This is a genomic window from Streptomyces sp. NPDC058758 (assembly GCF_042746075.1).
In the GTDB taxonomy this organism is placed as follows: domain Bacteria; phylum Actinomycetota; class Actinomycetes; order Streptomycetales; family Streptomycetaceae; genus Streptomyces.
Genome location: NZ_JBHYPS010000012.1, coordinates 34,572 through 51,367 on the forward strand (window position 1 = coordinate 34,572; position 16,796 = coordinate 51,367).

Consider the following 16,796-nt stretch of genomic DNA (forward strand, 5'->3'; position numbering starts at 1 on the left):
CTCCTACCTCGCTTCTCGGGTGGCGAGTTCGGTGTCGTCCGCGGCGACGCCGAAGGCCGGCGGGATGGGCTGGCCCGTCATGTAGAGGCGTTCGGCGACGCGGCGCGGGAGCGGGTGGTGGACGTAGCGGCCGTGCACCCGCCCGTCGGCGGAGAGCGGTTCGGCCTGGAAGTGGCAGACGGTGGCGAGGAGGAGGCGTTCGCGGCCGTGCGAGGCGAGGACCGCGATCTCGGTGACGCGGCGGGTGCCGTCGGGGTGGCGGGTGAGCTGGACGAGGACGTCGACGGCGCTGTTGATCTGGTCGCGCAGGGCCTCGAAGGGGACCTTGACCTCGGACATGGAGGCGAGGGTCTGGAGGCGCATGAGGGCGTCCTCGGCCGAGTTGGCGTGGACGGTGGCGAGGGAGCCGTCGTGGCCGGTGGACATGGCCTGGAGCATGTCGAGGGTCTCGCCGCCGCGGACCTCGCCGACGATGATCCGGTCGGGGCGCATCCGGAGGGAGTTGCGGACGAGGTCGCGGATGGTGACCTGGCCGCGGCCCTCGATGTTGGGCGGGCGGGCTTCGAGGCGGATGACGTGGGACTGCTGGAGCTGGAGTTCGGCGGAGTCCTCGATGGTGATGATCCGTTCGCCTTCGGGGACGAGGCCGGAGAGGGCGTTGAGGAGGGTCGTCTTGCCGGTGCCGGTGGCACCGGAGACGATGATGTTGAACTTCGCCTGGACCAGCCCGGACAGGAGCAGCAGCATCTGCTCGTCGAGCGAGCCGAGGCCGATCATCTCGTGGAGGGTGTAGGCGCGGGGGAAGCGGCGGATGGTGAGCGTGGCGCCGGTGAGGGCGAGCGGCGGGATGATGACGTTGACGCGTTCGCCGGAGGGGAGGCGGGCGTCGACCATCGGGTTCGACTCGTCGACGCGGCGGTTGACGGTGGAGACGATCCGCTCGATGGTCTGCATCAGCTGGTCGTGGGAGGCGAAGCGGAGCGGGAGGAGTTCCACCCGGCCGGCCCGCTCGATGTAGATCTGGTCGGGGCCGTTGACCATGATCTCGGTGATGGAGGCGTCTTCGAGGAGCGGTTCGAGGACGCCGAGGCCGAGGGCCTCGTCGACGACGCGGCGGATCAGCCGGCCGCGTTCGGCGGTGGAGAGGACCGGCCCCTCGCGGCTGATGATGTGGCCGAGGACGCGTTCGAGCCGGGCGCGGCGTTCGGCCGCGGCCAGCGCGGACATCTCGGTGAGGTCGATCTCCTCGAGGAGTTTGGCGCGGAAGGACGCGACCAGGTGGCCGTCCTCCCGGCCGCCGCCGGGCCCGAGGGCGCGCGGGTCGTCCCCGGCGTGGTGCATGCGGGCGCGCAGGCTCATGGCCCCTCCTCGGGCGATGCGGGCAGGGGCATGGTGGCGGTCCTGCGGACGGGGTCGAAGTTCCAGAAGGGGACGACGCGGGGGACCTCGACGGTGACGGTGACGGTGACCTGCCCGTCGCCCTCGACGGGGTCCCCGCCGCCGACGGTGAGCCACCCGCTGACGGCGGCCCGCGCCGCCGCCCCGGGTGCCGGGGCGTCCTCGGCGTCGCTGGACGCGGCCCGCGCCGCCGCCCGCGCCGCCGTCCCCGCCTGCTGCGCGGCGTAGGAGGCGAGCCCGAGCTGGAGCCCGGCGAGGCCGACGAGGAGAAGGATGGGGAGGAAGCCGAGGTATTCGAGGGCGACCTGGCCCCGGTCGCGGGCCCGGGAGCGGGATGCCGTACGACTCCGGAGGGCGTCGCCCGGGGCACCCGTACCGCCCCGCCGGGCACCGTGCCGGGTTCCTTCGGCGGCCGCGCTTGGGACGCGGGCGCCGTCCCGCGGGGCGCCGCCCGTGGAACGGCCTTCGGTGCCGGCGGGGGTCCGCCGTCGCTGAGTCCCGCTCACGGCGTGCTCACCGGCCCTTCGTAGACCGCGCCGGCCGTCGCCCGGACGCCGGGGAACCCGCCCAGGCCGGGGAAGAGGATCGGGGTGTCGACGGTGACGGTGGCGGTGACCATGCCTCCCGACGGCCCGGGGCAGTCGACGTTCCCCGACCAGGCGCCGTCCAGGTGCCGGGCCCCCGCCGCCCGGTAGTCGCCGTCGACCGCGCAGGCCCGTACCGCCTCGTCCGCCGCGTTGGCCGCGAGGGTGTACGCGTACCCCACCAGGACCACCTGCCACAGCAGTGCCAGGGTGAGCAGGATGAGGGGCACCATGCCGGCGAACTCCACCGCCACCTGGCCCCTGTCTCCGCTCCCCCGCCGCCGGTCCATGGTTCAGCGGCCTCCGCCGCGGCGGCGCAGCCCCAGCGAGCCGCGGTCGCCGGCGCGGGCGAGCTGCTTGCCGGGGGTCGGCGCGTCGGCCGGGGGGCCGGTGAGGCCGAGTTCGCCGGCGAGGGACCACAGGGCCTGCTTGACGGTGGAGCGGGCGTCGAGTTCGTGGAGGCGGCCGGCGTCGACGACGGCCTGGAGTTCCTTGTAGGCGGCGGGGACGGTGACGGCGGCGATCCGGGTGCCGGTGATCTTCTGGACCAGGGGCGGCTGGATCTCGGTGGTGCGGGAGTGGCGGTTGACGAGGGTCACGGTGGTCTCGGCCTTGCGGACCTGGAGCCGTTCCCACATCCGCACGGTCCGCCGGGCGGCGCGGACGGCGATGACGTCGGGGGTGGTGACGAGGAGGGCGGTGTCGGCCGTCTCGACGGCGGCGGCGTTGGCGCTGTCGAGGCGGGAGCCGCAGTCGACGACGACGACCTCGTGCCGGCCGCGCAGGGCGCTGATGATCTGGCGGGCGGCGCGGTCGGTGACCTCCTCGCCGCGCTCGCCCTCGGCGGGGGCGAGGAGGAGGGAGAGGCCGGTCTCGTGGACGTAGACGGCGTCCTGGAGGACGCGGGGCGAGATGTCGTTGATGGCGGCGAGGTCGGCGGCGGAGCGGCGGAACTGGACGTCCAGGTAGGAGGCGAGGTCGCCGCTCTGGAGGTCGAGGTCGACGAGGGCGACGGTGCGGCCCGCGGCGCGGGCGGCGAGGGCGAGCTGGACGGCGGTGAGGGTGGTGCCGACGCCGCCCTTGGCGCCGCTGACGGTGACGACGGTGCCGCCGGGGCCCGCGAGGAGTTCGGCGCCGCCGCCGCCGAGGTGGCGGCGGAAGCCGGCGGACCACTGGGCGGCGGCCTGGACGCGGCCGGCCAGCTCCTCGTAGCCGAGCGGGAGGGAGACCAGGCCGCGGGCGCCGGAGTCCATGGCGGCGGAGAGCAGCCCGGGTCCGGAGTCGGCGGTGACGAGGACGACGCCGACGGCGGGGAAGCGGAGGGCGACCTCGCGGACGAGGTCGAGGGCGGGGACGGGGCCGATCCGCTCGTGGACGAGGACGACCTCGGGGAGCGCGTCGAGGGATGCGGCGGCGAGCCGGGCGAGGGTGTCGACGAGCTGGGTGGAGTCGGGGACGGGCGGGGCGGCCTCGGCGTCGGGGAGCTGGCCGAGGAGGGTGACGAGGGCCCGGGCCGCGTCGGGGTCGCCGACGGCCGGCAGGATCCTGGTGGGCATGGCCGGGCCTCACTTGTCCGTGTCGAGCGTGTAGGTGCGGTCGCCGGGGGCGGGGCGGGCGGGCGCGCCGTCGGCGGAGGGGGCGACCAGGGCGAGGCGTACGTGCTCCGCGAAGGATTCGGCGTAGGCGACGCGCTGGGTGTCCTGGGCGGAGAGGGCGAAGGTGATGGGGACGGCTTCGGTGGCGGTGCGGGAGCCGGATCCGGTCTTCTGCTTGACGAAGGGGGTGAGGGTGCCGACGTCGATGACGCGGGCGGCGGGGACGAGGAGGCGGGACTGGCTGGGTTCGCCCTTCTCGTCGCCGGCGAAGGTGGCGTAGATGTTGACGGTGGCACCGGGGGTGATCTTGCCGGCGACGCCGGTGGCGGCGTCGATCATGATGGCGATCTCCTGCTCGCCGGGGCGGAGTTCGGGGCGGGGGACGATCATGTCCTTCTGGAGGAGCGAGCCGGCCTTGAGGGTGGTGACGGCGATCTTCCCGTCGATCTGGGCGAGGTCGGTGACGGCGGTGCCGGAGAGCCAGCGCTCGGGCATGGAGATCTTCTCGAACTGTCCGGCGTTCAGGCGCACATAGGGCTTGACGTCGTTCTTGACCCGGTACGCGGTGGTCTCCGGCCCGACCTTGGCGTTCACGTCGCTGATGACGGCGAGGACGCCGGCGAAGGCACCGAGGGCGCAGAGGACGGAGAGCAGCAGCAGGATGACGCCGCGGCGCTGGCGGGAGTTCATCGGGTTTCCTCGTTCATCGGGTCACCGGCCGGCCGGGGCCGGGAGGGTGGTGCGGGCCAGGGGGGCGGCGCAGAAGCCGCAGCGGTCGCCGATGAGTTCCATGCCGCACCAGTGGCAGGTCTCGCGGCGCACCGAGGCGACGAGTCGGTGGAGGACGGGCAGGTCGGGGAGGTAGGCGGCGAACTCGGTGAGCTTGGGGGTGCCCCACCAGGCGGGCGAGGAGGCGGGCAGGGCGGTCTCCTCGACGGGGCCCGCGACGGCCCAGCGGGGGGCGAGGGTGGTGGTGGGCCACTCGGTGGCGAGCTGTCCCCGGGCGATCAGCAGCCGGGTGGTGAACTCGGGTCCTTCGAAGCCGGTTTCGTCGGCGCCGACCCGGACGATCCGGGGGGTGGGTCCGGCGAGGACGGCGAAGTGGGCGCCGGGCAGCCAGCCCTTGAGGTGGGAGCCGAGGGTGACGGGGACGCGGTCGAGGCGGGAGACGGAGCCGAGGACGGCGCCCGCGTAGATGTAGTGGGCGAGGAGCCGGGCGGCGGAGGCGAGGACGCCGGGGCTGAAGTCGCAGGCGGAGAGCTGGCGGAGCTGGCGGGCGAGGACGGCGGCGCCGAGCGGCGGCAGGTCGGTCCTGACCAGGGCGATCCGGTCGCTCTCCAGGAGGCCGCGGACGGTGTGGAGGCGGTGGGCCACGGCGGGCGGCGCGGAGGAGGGGCAGACGACGAGGACGTGGCCGAAGCGGTCGACGAGGCGGCGGAGTTCGGTGACGGAGTCGTCGAGGGTTCGGGCCGCGGGGTCGGCGAGGACGGCGGCGTTGGGCGTCCCGGGCTCGGCGGGCGGCAGCACGAGATCGGCACCGGTGACCGCGATCGCTGTCGGCACGTGAGCCCCCGTCCCTCCCGGCCCGCACCGGCCGTTCCCGCCGCTTCCGTCGTACGCGTCGCTTCCGGCGTACGGGTCCTTCCCGCCCGCCCCGGCCGTCACCGGCGCACGCGCGCGCCTTCCGGTCCGCACCGGCCGCCCCGTCCCCTCGGTACGGCTGTTCTGCACTTTATCCACGCGGACCGGGGTGGTGAACACACAATCCGTCAACTCCCACCCCCTTTCCCGTCACCGGATTCCCGGGCTCCGCTCGCGGCCGGTCCGTGCCAGAGGTCTTGACAACGCAATTGGTCTGGACCAACTTGGTGCGACGACGGCGGTGGCCACCTCCCGATCTCCATCCCCAGCCCCATCCCTGACCGCAGTTCCCCCGTACGACGACGTACGGCACCTCCAGCTCCCGACTCCCCCACCGGAGGATGCACGTGGACCGCACCACCACCCGCCCGGTCACCGGCCGCCCGGCCGCGCGCCGCTGGCTCGGCGGAGCCCTCGCGCTCGCCGTCGGATCCGGCCTCGCCCTGGTCGGCGGCGCCGGCACCGCCCTGGCCGCCGACGTCAACAACGCCCGGAACGCGGGCTTCGAGAACGGCCTGGCGAACTGGTCGTGCTCGGCCGGCAGCGGCACCGCCGTCGCCACCCCGGCCCGCACCGGGACCGGCGCCCTCAAGGCCCTCCCCGCCGGTCTCGACAACGCCAAGTGCGTGCAGACCGTGGCCGTGAAGCCCAACTCCACCTACACGCTGAGCGCCTGGGTCCAGGGCGGTTACGCCTACCTCGGCGCGAGCGGCACCGGGACGGGCACCGGCACCGTCTCCACCTGGACGCCCGACTCCCCGTCCTGGAAGCAGCTGACCACCACCTTCACCACCGGGGCGTCCACCACCTCGGTCGAGGTCTACACGCACGGGTGGTACGGCACCGCCGCCTACTTCGTGGACGACGTGAGCGTCTACGGCCCCGACGGGGGCGGCGTCCAGGACCCCGACCCGGTCGTCCCCGGCACCCCGGCCGGGCTCGCCGCCGGCACGCCCACCACCAGCGCGGTCCCGCTGAGCTGGGGCGCGGTCTCCGGCGCGACGAGCTACAAGGTGTACCGGGACGGTGCGCTCGCCGCGACCGTCAGCGGCACCTCCACCACGGTCACCGGCCTCGCCGCCGACACCGCGTACTCCTTCCAGGTCGCGGCCGCCAACGCGGCGGGCGAGTCCGCCAAGTCGGCCGCCGTGAGCGCCCGTACGGCCAAGACCGGCGGAGGCGGCGGCGACAACCCGGCCGTCCCGAAGCACGCGGTCACCGGCTACTGGCAGAACTTCGACAACGGCGCCGCCAAGCAGAAGCTGCGGGACGTCCAGGCCGCGTACGACATCATCGCGGTCTCCTTCGCGGACTCGACGACCACGCCCGGCCAGATCACCTTCAACCTCGACCCGGCCGTCGGCTACACCTCGGTGGCCGACTTCAAGGCCGACGTCGCGGCCAAGAAGGCGGCCGGCAAGTCGGTGATCATCTCGGTCGGCGGCGAGAAGGGCAACGTCACGATCAACAGCGACGCGAGCGCCACCGCCTTCGCGAACAGCGCCTACGCGCTGTTCCAGGAGTACGGCTTCAACGGGATCGACATCGACCTCGAGCACGGCATCAACTCCACCTACCTGACGAAGGCGCTGCGCCAGCTGTCCGCCCTGGCGGGCCCGAAGATGGTCCTGACGATGGCCCCGCAGACCATCGACATGCAGTCCACGGGCACCGAGTACTTCAAGACCGCGCTCGCCGTGAAGGACATCCTCACGGTGGTCAACACCCAGTACTACAACAGCGGTTCGATGCTCGGCTGCGACGGCAAGGTCTACAGCCAGGGCTCGGTGGACTTCCTCACCGCGCTCGCCTGCATCCAGATCCAGGGCGGTCTCGACCCGTCCCAGGTCGGCCTGGGCGTCCCCGCCTCCACCCGCGGCGCGGGCAGCGGCTACGTCGCCCCGTCGGTCGTGAACAGCGCGATCGACTGCCTGACCAAGCTGACGGGCTGCGGCACCTTCAAGCCCGCCCAGGCGTGGCCGACCCTCCGGGGCGCCATGACCTGGTCCACCAACTGGGACGCGACGGCCGGCAACGCCTGGTCGAACGCGGTCGGCGCGCACGTCCACGCCCTGCCGTAACCGCGGTCGCGGCCGCACGCGGTCGCGCCCCCGGTCGCACGAACCCCCATCGCGGCGCCGCCGGTCCTCCGGCGGCGCCGTGCCGCGTTCCCGGCCGGCTCCGCGCCGCCCCCGGCCGACGCCGTGCGGAGGACCGGACCGCGCCCCGCCGCGTTTCCGGTCGGCTCCGTACGGAGGACCGGCGGCTCCGCGCGAGGTGCCGGGCCGCGCCCTGCCGCGTTTCCGGGAGCGTCGTCGCCTAGCGTGGCGACGACCATGGCCGAACTCCCTACCTTGACCCGTCCATGACATGGCCTCACCATGTGCCCCGGACACCCGCACCTGTTGTCGCACTCCCCCACACTCCCCACCCAGGAGACACCATGCGACGTCCCCGACGCGGCAGAAGGTCCGCCACCCTCGCGGCCCTCGTGGCGCTCGCCCTCGCGGCGCCCCTCTCCGCCCTCTCCTCACCCGCCGGGGCCGACCCGGCGACCGCCGCCAGGGGCGGCGAGGAGGTGATCCGGCAGTACGAGATCGCCGGGCCCTCCACCCCCGCCGCCCGCTCCGCGCTCACCGCCACCGGCGTCTCGATCGACGAGGTCGACGCCCGCTCGGTCGTGGTCAGCGCCGACGCGCGCGAGCTGGCCCGGCTCGAGGCCCTCGGCTACGAGCCGGTCGCCCTGCCCGGCCCGCCCGACCGGGGCGAGCCCGCCCGCTCGGCCCTCGGCCCGCTCGACTTCCCGTCCGCCGACGCGAAGTACCACAACTACGCCGAGATGACGGCGGAGATCGACCAGCGCCTCGCCGCCTACCCGTCGATCATGAGCAAGCGGGTCATCGGCAAGAGCTACCAGGGCCGCGACATCGTCGCCATCAAGATCAGCGACAACGTGGCCGTGGACGAGAACGAGCCGGAGGTCCTCTTCACCCACCACCAGCACGCCCGCGAGCACCTCACCGTCGAGATGGCGCTGTACCTGCTGCGCGAGCTGGGCGCGGGCTACGGCACCGACCCCCGGGTCACCGCCGCGGTGAACGGCCGCGAGATCTGGATCGTGCCGGACCTCAACCCGGACGGCGGCGAGTACGACATCGCCACCGGCTCCTACCGCAGCTGGCGCAAGAACCGGCAGCCCAACTCCGGTTCCTCGTACGTCGGCACGGACATGAACCGGAACTGGGACTACAAGTGGGGCTGCTGCGGCGGCTCCTCCGGCACCAAGAGCTCCGAGACCTACCGGGGCGCCGCCCCCGAGTCCGCGCCCGAGGTGAAGGTCGTCGCCGACTTCGTCCGCTCCCGCGTCGTGGGCGGCACCCAGCAGATCAAGGCCGGCGTCGACTTCCACACGTACAGCGAGCTGGTGCTGTGGCCGTTCGGCTGGACCTACGCGGACACCGCCCCCGGCATGACCCAGGACGACCGCGACGCCTTCGCCGCGGTCGGCCGGAGCATGGCGGCGAGCAACGGCTACACCGCCGAGCAGTCGAGCGACCTCTACATCACCGACGGGTCGATCGACGACTACCTCTGGGGCGCGCACAAGATCTTCGGGTACACCTTCGAGATGTACCCGGCCTCGTCCGGGGGCGGCGGCTTCTACCCGCCGGACGAGGTCATCGAGCGCGAGACGAGCCGCAACCGCGACGCCGTCCTCCGGCTCCTGGAGAACGCGGACTGCATGTACCGCTCCATCGGCAAGCAGGCGCAGTACTGCTGACGCCCCGCCGGCCGGGGCCCCGACGGCCCCGGCGGCGGACCGTCAGGACGCCTCGTCGTCGAAGTAGGCGTCGAGGACCGCGTCCAGCTCCGCCTCCCAGGCCGCGATGCGACCCCTGTCCGGCGCGATCAGCTCGATCGGGTACCAGCGCCGGTCGGGGGTGTGCACGACGACGGTGAAGCGCTTGCCGAAGCGGCCCTTCGCGCTCTCGACGGCGGCGAGTTCGTCCCAGCGGAACTCGCACGCCTCCTCGTCGTAGCTCAGCCGGACGCCCGCGGCGTCGGCCACGATCCGCCCCCGCCGGTCGGCGGCCTCGAAGACGGGGCCGTCGGCCGGCGTCGCACCAGCCCCGCCCTCGTCCCCGTCCTCGGACACGTCCGAGGCCTCGGCGTCGGCGTCGGCGTCGGAGCCGACGGGCTCCGTCGCCTCGTCAGAGGCCTCGTCCGGCACGTCGTCCCGGACGGCGTCCCGGGGCGGGTCCGTCACTCCCGTGAGCCCGGGGACGAACCCCGGGTCGGCCGAAGCGGCGCGCAGGGGCTGCATGATGGGTCCGTTGCTCTGCTCCACGGCGGCAGTATGGCCGACGCGGCTGTGAAGGGACCCCCCGGGGTTCAGTCCAGGACGGCGAGCGCGTCGATCTCGATGAGCAGGCCCTTGGGCAGGCCGACGTAGACGGTGGTGCGGGCAGCCGGCGGGGCCTTGAGCTCCTGCTCCTCGAAGTACTGGTTGTAGAGCGCGTTCATCTCGGCGAAATGGTCGACGTCCGTGAGGTAGACGCGCATCATCATCACGTCGTCCCAGCCCGCGCCGCCCTCCTCGAGGATCGCCTTGACGTTGGCGAAGGTCTGGAGGGTCTGCTCGCGCAGGGTCGGGCCGGCCGGCGTGGGCGGCTGTCCCTCGACGGCCGGGAGGAAGCCGACCTGGCCGGCGACCTGGAGGATGTTCCCCTTGCGCACGCCGTGCGAGAACTTCGCGGGCGGGGCCGTGTGGGTGGCGGGGGTGATCGCGGTCTTCTCACTCATCTGCGGGTACCTCTGTTTCCTTCGGTGGGGTGGTGCCGGAGTAGTCGTGGCTGATCGCCTCCGCCGTGCGCCGCACCTGCGGCAGCAGGGCGAGCAGTTCCTCGGCGGTGACGACCACGTTGGGCGCCGAGACCGACAGGGCGGCGACGACCCGGCCGTCGGCGCCGCGGACGGGGGCGGCGACGCAGTTGATGGACTCCTCGTGGCCGCCGAGGTCGGTGGCCCAGCCCTGCTCGCGCACGGTGGCCAGCTCCTGGAGGAAGGCGGCGGCGTCGGGCGTCGAACGGGGCGTGTAGCGGGGGTAGTCGAGCTTCAGGGCGAGGGCGCGCCGCTCGGGTTCGGGCAGGTCGGCGAGGAGGAGCTTGGCGACGGCGGCGACGGTGATGGCGACGGGCTTGCCGATGCGCGAGTACATCCGCACGGGGTAGCGGCTCTCGACCTTGTCGATGTACAGCACCTCGCCGTCCTCGTGGACGGCGAGGTGGACGGTGTGGCCGGTGCGCTCGTTGAGGGCGGCGAGGTGCGGGTGGGCGATCTCGCGGACGTCGAGGTTCTCGACGGCCTCCTGCGCGAGGGCGAAGAGGCGGGCGCCGAGGCGGTAGCGCTGGTCCTGCTGCCGGTAGACGAGGCCGTGCTCGTGGAGGGTGCGCAGCAGCCGCAGGGCGGTGGACTTGTGCACGCCGAGCCGGTCGGCGACCTGGCCCAGGTCGGCGGGGCCCTGTGCGAGCAGCGGCAGGATGCTGAGCGCGCGGTCGACGGTCTGGCTCATCGGGTACGTACCTCCTCGTCGGCCGCCGGGTCGGTGCCGGCCGCCGTGTCGGCCGCCGTCCAGCCGGGGCCGAGGTGCAGTCTCCCCCAGGCGTCGGCGTCGAGCCCGGCGAGGCGGTCGGCGAGGGCGCGCCGGGGCGGGGCGGCGAGGTCGCCGGGGACGGTGAGGGCGGCGGCGGCCGCGAGGTGGCCGTGCCGGAGCCGGGCGGTCATGGGGAGGCCCCGGAGGGTGGCGGAGAGGAAGCCGGCGGCGAAGGCGTCGCCGGCGCCGACGGCCGCGACGACGTCCACCCGGGGCGCGGGGGCGACGGTGACGGTGTCCGTGCCCCGGTGCCGCTCGAAGGCGGTGACCGGTCCTTCGCCGCCCTTGACGAGCAGGACGGCGGGCTCGGGGAGCAGCGCGCGGACGGCGCGGGGGCCGGCGGCGCCCCAGAGGCGTTCGGCCTCGTCGGCGCCGACGAAGACGAGGTCGGCCCGGTTCGCGAGGCCGAGGAGCACCCGGGGGGCGTCGCCTTCGGGCCAGAGCGCGGGCCGGTGGTTGACGTCGAAGGAGAGGAGGGGGCGGCCGGGGCGGGGCCGGGTCAGCTCGTCCAGGAGGGCCCGGCAGCCCGGCGAGAGGGCGGCGGTGATGCCGGTGAGGTGGAGGACGCGGGCGTCGGCGACGGCGGCGTACGGGACGGTCGCCGGGGACATCGCGGAGGCGGCGGAGCCGGCCCGGTAGTAGACGACCTCGTGGGCGTCGGTGGCGCGGTCGGCGTCGGTGCGGAAGTAGACGCCGGTGGGGCGGTGCGGGTCGCGGCGGACCGCGCCGGTGTCGACTCCGTACGCTGCGATCGTGTCGAGCAGGTGGTCGCCGAAGCCGTCGGTGCCGACGCGGCCGACCCAGCGGGTGCGGTGTCCGGCGGCGGCGAGGGCGCAGGCGACGTTGGACTCGGCGCCGCCGACGGCGCGGGTGAAGGCGGGGACGTCGGCGAGGCGGCCCGGCCGGGAGGGCAGGAAGGTCACCATGGACTCGCCGACGCAGACGACCTCGGGGGCTCCGGCCATGCTCACGGTCACGCTCCTGCGGTCCTCGGGCGCCGGGGTCCATTGACCCGGCCTCGGCCCGGATGTTAGACAGCGGTGAGCGATATACGCAATGGACGTTGCACACAATGCAACGGCCGGAGGAGGGATCCATGCCGACCGACCTGTCGGACGAGCGCGTCGACCACCGGTTCAAGGGCCTGCCGCCGGACGCCGAGGGGCTGACCGTCGGCGAGCTGGCCGCCCAGCGCCGCTCCCTCTTCACCGGCGGCTTCACCACCCCGGTCCTCGCCCTCTCCGCCGAGTCCGTCGAGCACAACCTGCGCGCCCTGGAGGAGTACGCGGAGCGGCACGGCCTGGCCTTCGCGCCGCACGGCAAGACCTCGATGGCGCCGGTCCTCTTCCGCCGCCAGATCGAGCACGGCGCCTGGGGCATCACGGCCGCCGTCCCCCACCAGGTCCGGGTCTACCGCGCGCACGGAGTCGACCGGATCTTCCTCGCCAACGAGGTCGTCGACCCGGTGGCGCTGCGCTGGCTCTCCGCCGAGCTGGACGCGCACCCGGACTTCCGCCTGGTCTGCTACGCCGACTCGGTGCGCGGGGTCGAGCTGATGGACGAGGCGCTGCGCGCGGCCGGGGCCCGGCGTCCGCTGGACGTCGTGGTGGAGCTGGGCGCGGGCGAAGGGGCCCGCACCGGCGCCCGTACCGAGGCGGAGTGCACGGCCGTCGCCGACGCGATCGCCGCGACCGGCACCCTGCGGCTCGTCGGCGTCGCCGGCTACGAGGCCGAGGTGCCGGGCGCCGACGGGGAGTCGGTCCGCGCCTGGCTGCGCCGGCTGACGGGGCTCGCCACCGCCTTCGACGGGGACGGCCGCTTCGACCCGTCGGTGGGCGAGATCGTGGTGAGCGCGGGCGGCAGCGCCTGGTTCGACGCCGTCGCCGACGTCTTCGCGGAGATCCCCGGCCTCTCCCTGCCGGTCCTGAAGCTGCTGCGCTCCGGCGCGTACGTGTCGCACGACGACGGCCAGTACCGCGAGAAGACCCCCTTCAACCGGGTCCCCGAGGAGGGGGCCCTCCAGCCGGCGTTCCGCCTCTGGTCGCAGGTGGTGTCCCGGCCGTCCGCCGGGCAGGCCTTCACCAACGCGGGCAAGCGGGACGCCGCGTACGACCTCCACCTGCCGGAGGCGCAGGTGGTGCGCTCCGCCCGGACCGGCGAGGTCCGGGCGGCCGCCGGGGTGACCGTCACGGCCCTGTCCGACCAGCACGCGTGGCTGCGCACCGAGGACGGCGCGGAGGTCGAGGTCGGCGACTGGGTCGGGATGGGCCTGTCGCACCCGTGCACCTCCTTCGACAAGTGGCAGCTGATCCCGCTGGTCGAGGCGGACGGCACGGTCGTCGACTACGTCCGCACCTTCTTCTGAGCGGGGGCCCGGGATGATGGATCTCGTCTTCCGCGACGCCGAGGTCGTCGACGGCTCCGGCGGCCCCTCCTACCGCGCCGACGTGGCGGTGGAGCGGGGCAGGATCGTGTCGGTGGTGCAGGAGGCGGCGGCGGCCGGCTGCCAGCGGCCGACGGCCCGCAAGACCGTCGACGCGGAGGGCCTGGTCCTCTCCCCCGGCTTCGTCGACATGCACGCCCACAGCGACCTGGCGCTGCTGCGCGACCCGGACCACTCGGCCAAGGCCGCGCAGGGCGTGACGCTGGAGGTGCTGGGCCAGGACGGCCTGTCGTACGCCCCGGTGGACGACCGCACCCGCGAGGAGGTGCGGCGGGCGATCGCCGGCTGGAACGGCGGTGGCCCCGGGGACACGACCGTGGACCTCGACTGGCGGACGGTCGGCGAGTACCTGGACCGGCTCGACACCGCGCACGGCGGCGAGGGCATCGCGGTGAACGCCGCCTACCTCGTCCCGCAGGGCACGGTCCGGATGTACGCGATGGGCTGGGCGGACCGCCCGGCGACCCCGGCCGAGCTGGACCGGATGCGCCGGCTGGTCGCCGAGGGCCTGGAGCAGGGCGCGGTCGGCATGTCCTCCGGCCTCACCTACACCCCCGGCATGTACGCCCCCGACGCCGAGCTGACCGAGCTGTGCCGGGTGGTGGCGGAGTACGGCGGCTACTACTGCCCCCACCACCGGAGCTACGGCGCGGGGGCGCTGCGCGCGTACGAGGAGATGATCGCGCTCACCCGGGAGGCGGGCTGCGCGCTGCACCTGGCCCACGCCACCCTGAACTTCGGGGAGAACGAGGGCCGGGCCCCGGAGCTGCTGGCCCTGCTGGACCGGGCCCTGGAGGCGGGCGCCGACCTCAGCCTCGACACGTACCCCTACACCCCCGGCTGCACCACCCTCCTCGCCCTGCTCCCGTCGTGGGCGCAGGAGGGCGGGCCGGAGGCGGTCCTCGGCCGCCTCGCGGACGGTCCGACGGCGGACCGGATCCGCCACGACCTGGAGGTGACCGGCTCGGACGGCTGTCACGGGGTGCCGGTCGACTGGTCGACGGTCGAGGTCTCGGGCGTGACGGAGGCCGCCCTGGCGGACCGGGTGGGGCGGCGGCTCGGCGGCTGGGAGGAGGCCCGGGCGCTGCTCCTGGCCGACCGGCTCGGCTCGACGATCCTCCAGCACGTCGGCCACGAGGAGAACGTGCGGGCGATCATGCGCCACCGCGTCCACACCGGCGGCTCGGACGGCATCCTGCAGGGCGCCAAGCCGCACCCGCGCGCCTACGGCACCTTCCCCGAGTACCTCGGCCGCTACGTCCGCGAGGAGGGCGTCCTCTCCCTGGAGGAGTGCGTCGCCCATCTGACCTCCCGGCCGGCGGCCCGCCTGCGGCTGCCCGACCGGGGCCTGGTGAAGGAGGGGTACGTGGCCGACCTGGTGCTCTTCGACCCGGCGACGGTCGCGGCGGGGGCCACGTACGACGCCCCGCGCACCCTCCCCACCGGCATCCCGCACGTCCTGGTGGACGGCCGCTTCGTCATCGAGGACGGCCGCCGCACGGACGTCCTCGCGGGCCGCGCGATCCGCCGGACGCCGGTCTAGGCGGCCCGGACGCCGTCGGCGGGAGCGGGTGCGGTCCCGGCGGGGGCGGGCGCCGGCGGCCAGGGGTCCCGGCGGAGCCACAGGACGCCGAGGGCCAGGACGAGGCCGGCGGCGACGAAGCCGTACCAGGGGGTGTGGCCGGCGGGCTGGGTCTCGTAGACGAGGGCCGCCGAGAGCACGGCGAGCACCTGCCCGGCGCGGCTGTGCCAGGCGACGGCCGCGACGGCGACGGTGCCCCACAGCAGGTACCAGGGCTGCACCATCGGGGAGAGCGCGACCAGGGCGAGCAGGCCGTAGCCGAGGCCGAGGACGGGGTCGATCCGGCCCCGGTACGCGCGCCACGCGAGGAGGCAGACGATCACGGCGGCGGCGAGCAGTCCCAGCTTCTGCACGACGGCCTTGACCGGCTCGGGGTCGTCCGCGACGAGCGTGCCGAGCGCGAGGCCGAGGTCGCTGGTGAGCGACAGCGGGGTGTGGATGGCTCCGGCGACGGACTGGGTCCCCAGCCAGCCGAAGCCGGTCCCGGAGAGCAGGCTCGCCCCGGCCGCGACCGCCCCGGCGACGGCCGGGGGGAGGAGCAGGCCCTTGAGGAGCCCGCCGCGCCGGGCGACGACCACCGCGACGAAGAGCAGCGCGACGGCCGCCGGCGACTTCACCATCACGGCGCAGCCGACGAGCGCGCTGCCGAGGACCCACCGGCCGCGCACGGCGAGCAGCACGCCCGCGAGCATGAGCCCGGCCATCAGGCCGTCGTTGTGCGTGCCGCCGACGACGTGGACCAGCAGCAGCGGGTTGAGCACGGCGAGCCACAGGGCTCCGTCGCCCTTCCCGAAGCCGCGCACGGCCCACACGAGGAGGGCGAGCGAGCCGAGCGCGACCAGCCGCAGCAGCAGGACGGCCGGGACGACGGACCCGCCGGTCAGCCTCACCACCGCCTCGGCGAGGAGCAGGAAGACGGGCCCGTACGGCGCCGGGGTGTCGGTCCAGTTCCCGCCGACGCTCGCCGCCGCGTCCGCCCCCAGTTCGCCGGGGCCGAGCACGGAGGGCCCGGCGCCGTAGACGTCGTGCCCCTCCAGGACCATCGCGCCCTGCGCGACGTAGCTGTACACGTCGGCGCTGTGCAGCGGCGGCGCGAGCAGCAGCGGCGCGCACCACGCGGCGAGCGTTCCGAGCGCGCTCCCGGCGGCGCCGCGCGCCAGCAGCACGCCGTAGCGCCACCAGACGGCGACGAGCAGCGTCAGCCCGGCCGCCGCGACGACGGCCCCGGCGGTCTCGGCACCGCTCCCGCGCGGCGCCCACAGCCCGCCCCCGCCGACGACCGGCAGGGCCCCGGCCGCGTATCCCCCGGCGGCGACGGCGAGCGCTCCGCCCGCCCCCAGCCACCGGCATCCGGAAGCACTCACAACCCACATGACCAGCCAACCTACCCCGGTGGCCGGCGCGGCCCCGGGGCGCCCGGTCTCAGCGCGGTCCCTTCCCGTTGCCGCGTCCCCGGCCCGGCTTGCCGGAGGCGGCGGTGCCGCCGGAGGCGGTGGGCGCGGCGGCGGTCGCGGCCTCCGTGGAGGGGGCGGCCGCGGCGGAGGGCTCCGACGGGGCCGCCGTGGGCGCGGCGTACGCGGTCGGGCGGGGCTTCGCCGGGCCGGTGGCCGTCGGGCGGCTCGCGTCGCGGCTCGGCTCCGGGGCCGGGTCCGTATCGCTCCGCTCCGGGTCCGCCTGGATCAGCGCGGGCAGGCCGCCGCCGTCCGCGTCCCGTTCGGCGGGCCGCTTCGTCCCTCCGCCGCCGGTCAGCGCCACCGCGCCGAGGCCGAGCACCGCCGCCCCGCCGACGGCGAGCAGCCACGCCCCGCGCCCCCGCCGGGCGGAGGCGTGCCGACGGCGTCCGCGCGCCGGTCTGTCAGGGTCCTCGAAGCTCATGGCCCCGCATTGTAGGGATCACGAC

At 74.8% G+C, this 16,796-nt stretch carries 16 protein-coding genes; 4 read left to right on the forward strand and 12 right to left on the reverse strand.

The annotated features are described in order from the left end of the window. Positions 1 to 3 precede the first annotated feature (3 nt). The 6 genes from ACFW6A_RS16905 to ACFW6A_RS16930 are packed head-to-tail and all read right to left on the reverse strand — an operon-like array spanning position 4 to position 5,140. Positions 4 to 1,359, reverse strand: a complete 1,356-nt coding sequence (locus tag ACFW6A_RS16905; protein ID WP_351844490.1) for a CpaF family protein — start codon at positions 1,357 to 1,359, stop codon at positions 4 to 6. Further along, positions 1,356 to 1,904: a TadE/TadG family type IV pilus assembly protein gene (locus ACFW6A_RS16910; RefSeq protein WP_351844492.1), complete on the reverse strand. Its 549-nt coding sequence runs from the start codon at positions 1,902 to 1,904 to the stop codon at positions 1,356 to 1,358. Before ACFW6A_RS16910 ends, ACFW6A_RS16905 begins: the two co-directional genes overlap by 4 nt. Further along, on the reverse strand, positions 1,901 to 2,272 hold the full coding sequence (locus ACFW6A_RS16915) for a TadE/TadG family type IV pilus assembly protein (protein ID WP_351844494.1): 372 nt from the start codon (positions 2,270 to 2,272) through the stop codon (positions 1,901 to 1,903). The genes ACFW6A_RS16910 and ACFW6A_RS16915 overlap by 4 nt, the downstream gene beginning before the upstream one ends. A 3-nt stretch (positions 2,273 to 2,275) precedes the next feature. Then, complete coding sequence (locus ACFW6A_RS16920) at positions 2,276 to 3,538, reverse strand: P-loop NTPase (RefSeq protein WP_351844496.1); 1,263 nt, start codon at positions 3,536 to 3,538, stop codon at positions 2,276 to 2,278. A gap of 9 nt (positions 3,539 to 3,547) precedes the next feature. After that, positions 3,548 to 4,267 carry a Flp pilus assembly protein CpaB gene (gene cpaB, locus ACFW6A_RS16925; RefSeq protein WP_351844498.1) on the reverse strand — a complete coding sequence of 240 codons (720 nt, stop codon included), beginning with the start codon at positions 4,265 to 4,267 and terminating at the stop codon, positions 3,548 to 3,550. A 21-nt stretch (positions 4,268 to 4,288) separates the two neighbouring features. Continuing rightward, positions 4,289 to 5,140, reverse strand: coding sequence for a hypothetical protein (locus ACFW6A_RS16930; protein WP_351844500.1), 852 nt, complete (start codon positions 5,138 to 5,140; stop codon positions 4,289 to 4,291). Between the two features lie 419 nt (positions 5,141 to 5,559). Here ACFW6A_RS16930 and ACFW6A_RS16935 point away from each other — a divergent pair, with 419 nt between their 5' ends. Both ACFW6A_RS16935 and ACFW6A_RS16940 read left to right on the forward strand, forming a co-directional pair. Continuing rightward, on the forward strand, positions 5,560 to 7,299 hold the full coding sequence (locus ACFW6A_RS16935; RefSeq protein ID WP_351844502.1) for a carbohydrate binding domain-containing protein: 1,740 nt from the start codon (positions 5,560 to 5,562) through the stop codon (positions 7,297 to 7,299). 362 nt (positions 7,300 to 7,661) lie between these two features. Then, a complete protein-coding gene (locus ACFW6A_RS16940) occupies positions 7,662 to 8,999 on the forward strand; it encodes a M14 family metallopeptidase (RefSeq protein WP_351844504.1) in 1,338 nt (445 codons plus the stop codon). A gap of 42 nt (positions 9,000 to 9,041) precedes the next feature. Here ACFW6A_RS16940 and ACFW6A_RS16945 read toward each other — a convergent pair whose 3' ends face one another. Genes ACFW6A_RS16945 through ACFW6A_RS16960 form a run of 4 tightly spaced genes read right to left on the reverse strand, consistent with a single transcriptional unit; the run spans position 9,042 to position 11,836 of the window. Then, a complete protein-coding gene (locus ACFW6A_RS16945; RefSeq protein ID WP_386641227.1) occupies positions 9,042 to 9,566 on the reverse strand; it encodes a hypothetical protein in 525 nt (174 codons plus the stop codon). Between the two features lie 44 nt (positions 9,567 to 9,610). Continuing rightward, the gene (locus tag ACFW6A_RS16950) at positions 9,611 to 10,021 is read right to left on the reverse strand and encodes a RidA family protein (RefSeq protein ID WP_386641229.1); all 411 of its coding nucleotides are present in this window, start codon (positions 10,019 to 10,021) and stop codon (positions 9,611 to 9,613) included. Then, a complete protein-coding gene (locus ACFW6A_RS16955) occupies positions 10,014 to 10,790 on the reverse strand; it encodes an IclR family transcriptional regulator (protein ID WP_386641232.1) in 777 nt (258 codons plus the stop codon). Before ACFW6A_RS16955 ends, ACFW6A_RS16950 begins: the two co-directional genes overlap by 8 nt. Further along, the gene (locus tag ACFW6A_RS16960) at positions 10,787 to 11,836 is read right to left on the reverse strand and encodes a sugar kinase (RefSeq protein ID WP_386641361.1); all 1,050 of its coding nucleotides are present in this window, start codon (positions 11,834 to 11,836) and stop codon (positions 10,787 to 10,789) included. The genes ACFW6A_RS16955 and ACFW6A_RS16960 overlap by 4 nt, the downstream gene beginning before the upstream one ends. Before the next feature lie 131 nt (positions 11,837 to 11,967). Here ACFW6A_RS16960 and ACFW6A_RS16965 point away from each other — a divergent pair, with 131 nt between their 5' ends. Both ACFW6A_RS16965 and ACFW6A_RS16970 read left to right on the forward strand, forming a co-directional pair. Beyond that, on the forward strand, positions 11,968 to 13,236 hold the full coding sequence (locus ACFW6A_RS16965) for an amino acid deaminase (RefSeq protein ID WP_386641235.1): 1,269 nt from the start codon (positions 11,968 to 11,970) through the stop codon (positions 13,234 to 13,236). 13 nt (positions 13,237 to 13,249) lie between these two features. Beyond that, positions 13,250 to 14,857, forward strand: a complete 1,608-nt coding sequence (locus tag ACFW6A_RS16970; protein WP_386641238.1) for an amidohydrolase family protein — start codon at positions 13,250 to 13,252, stop codon at positions 14,855 to 14,857. Here the strand turns inward: ACFW6A_RS16970 and mptB are convergent. Both mptB and ACFW6A_RS16980 read right to left on the reverse strand, forming a co-directional pair. Next, the gene (mptB, locus tag ACFW6A_RS16975) at positions 14,854 to 16,269 is read right to left on the reverse strand and encodes a polyprenol phosphomannose-dependent alpha 1,6 mannosyltransferase MptB (RefSeq protein ID WP_386641241.1); all 1,416 of its coding nucleotides are present in this window, start codon (positions 16,267 to 16,269) and stop codon (positions 14,854 to 14,856) included. The two genes, ACFW6A_RS16970 and mptB, sit on opposite strands and share 4 nt — an antisense overlap. Before the next feature lie 49 nt (positions 16,270 to 16,318). Continuing rightward, positions 16,319 to 16,771 (reverse strand): hypothetical protein, encoded by a 453-nt coding sequence (locus ACFW6A_RS16980; RefSeq protein ID WP_386641244.1) that lies wholly within the window; start codon positions 16,769 to 16,771, stop codon positions 16,319 to 16,321. Positions 16,772 to 16,796: the final 25 nt, after the last annotated feature.

Bases quoted from the DNA above. Each gene is read 5' to 3' on its own strand.
- ACFW6A_RS16980 (WP_386641244.1), bottom strand. From the start codon at position 16,771: ATGAGCTTCGAGGACCCTGACAGACCGGCGCGCGGACGCCGTCGGCAC.
- ACFW6A_RS16955 (WP_386641232.1), bottom strand. From the start codon at position 10,790: ATGAGCCAGACCGTCGACCGCGCGCTCAGCATCCTGCCGCTGCTCGCA.
- ACFW6A_RS16950 (WP_386641229.1), bottom strand. From the start codon at position 10,021: ATGAGTGAGAAGACCGCGATCACCCCCGCCACCCACACGGCCCCGCCC.
- ACFW6A_RS16965 (WP_386641235.1), top strand. From the start codon at position 11,968: ATGCCGACCGACCTGTCGGACGAGCGCGTCGACCACCGGTTCAAGGGC.
- ACFW6A_RS16915 (WP_351844494.1), bottom strand. From the start codon at position 2,272: ATGGACCGGCGGCGGGGGAGCGGAGACAGGGGCCAGGTGGCGGTGGAG.
- cpaB (WP_351844498.1), bottom strand. From the start codon at position 4,267: ATGAACTCCCGCCAGCGCCGCGGCGTCATCCTGCTGCTGCTCTCCGTC.
- ACFW6A_RS16970 (WP_386641238.1), top strand. From the start codon at position 13,250: ATGATGGATCTCGTCTTCCGCGACGCCGAGGTCGTCGACGGCTCCGGC.
- ACFW6A_RS16920 (WP_351844496.1), bottom strand. From the start codon at position 3,538: ATGCCCACCAGGATCCTGCCGGCCGTCGGCGACCCCGACGCGGCCCGG.
- ACFW6A_RS16935 (WP_351844502.1), top strand. From the start codon at position 5,560: ATGCACGTGGACCGCACCACCACCCGCCCGGTCACCGGCCGCCCGGCC.
- ACFW6A_RS16960 (WP_386641361.1), bottom strand. From the start codon at position 11,836: ATGGCCGGAGCCCCCGAGGTCGTCTGCGTCGGCGAGTCCATGGTGACC.
- ACFW6A_RS16940 (WP_351844504.1), top strand. From the start codon at position 7,662: ATGCGACGTCCCCGACGCGGCAGAAGGTCCGCCACCCTCGCGGCCCTC.
- ACFW6A_RS16905 (WP_351844490.1), bottom strand. From the start codon at position 1,359: ATGAGCCTGCGCGCCCGCATGCACCACGCCGGGGACGACCCGCGCGCC.
- mptB (WP_386641241.1), bottom strand. From the start codon at position 16,269: ATGTGGGTTGTGAGTGCTTCCGGATGCCGGTGGCTGGGGGCGGGCGGA.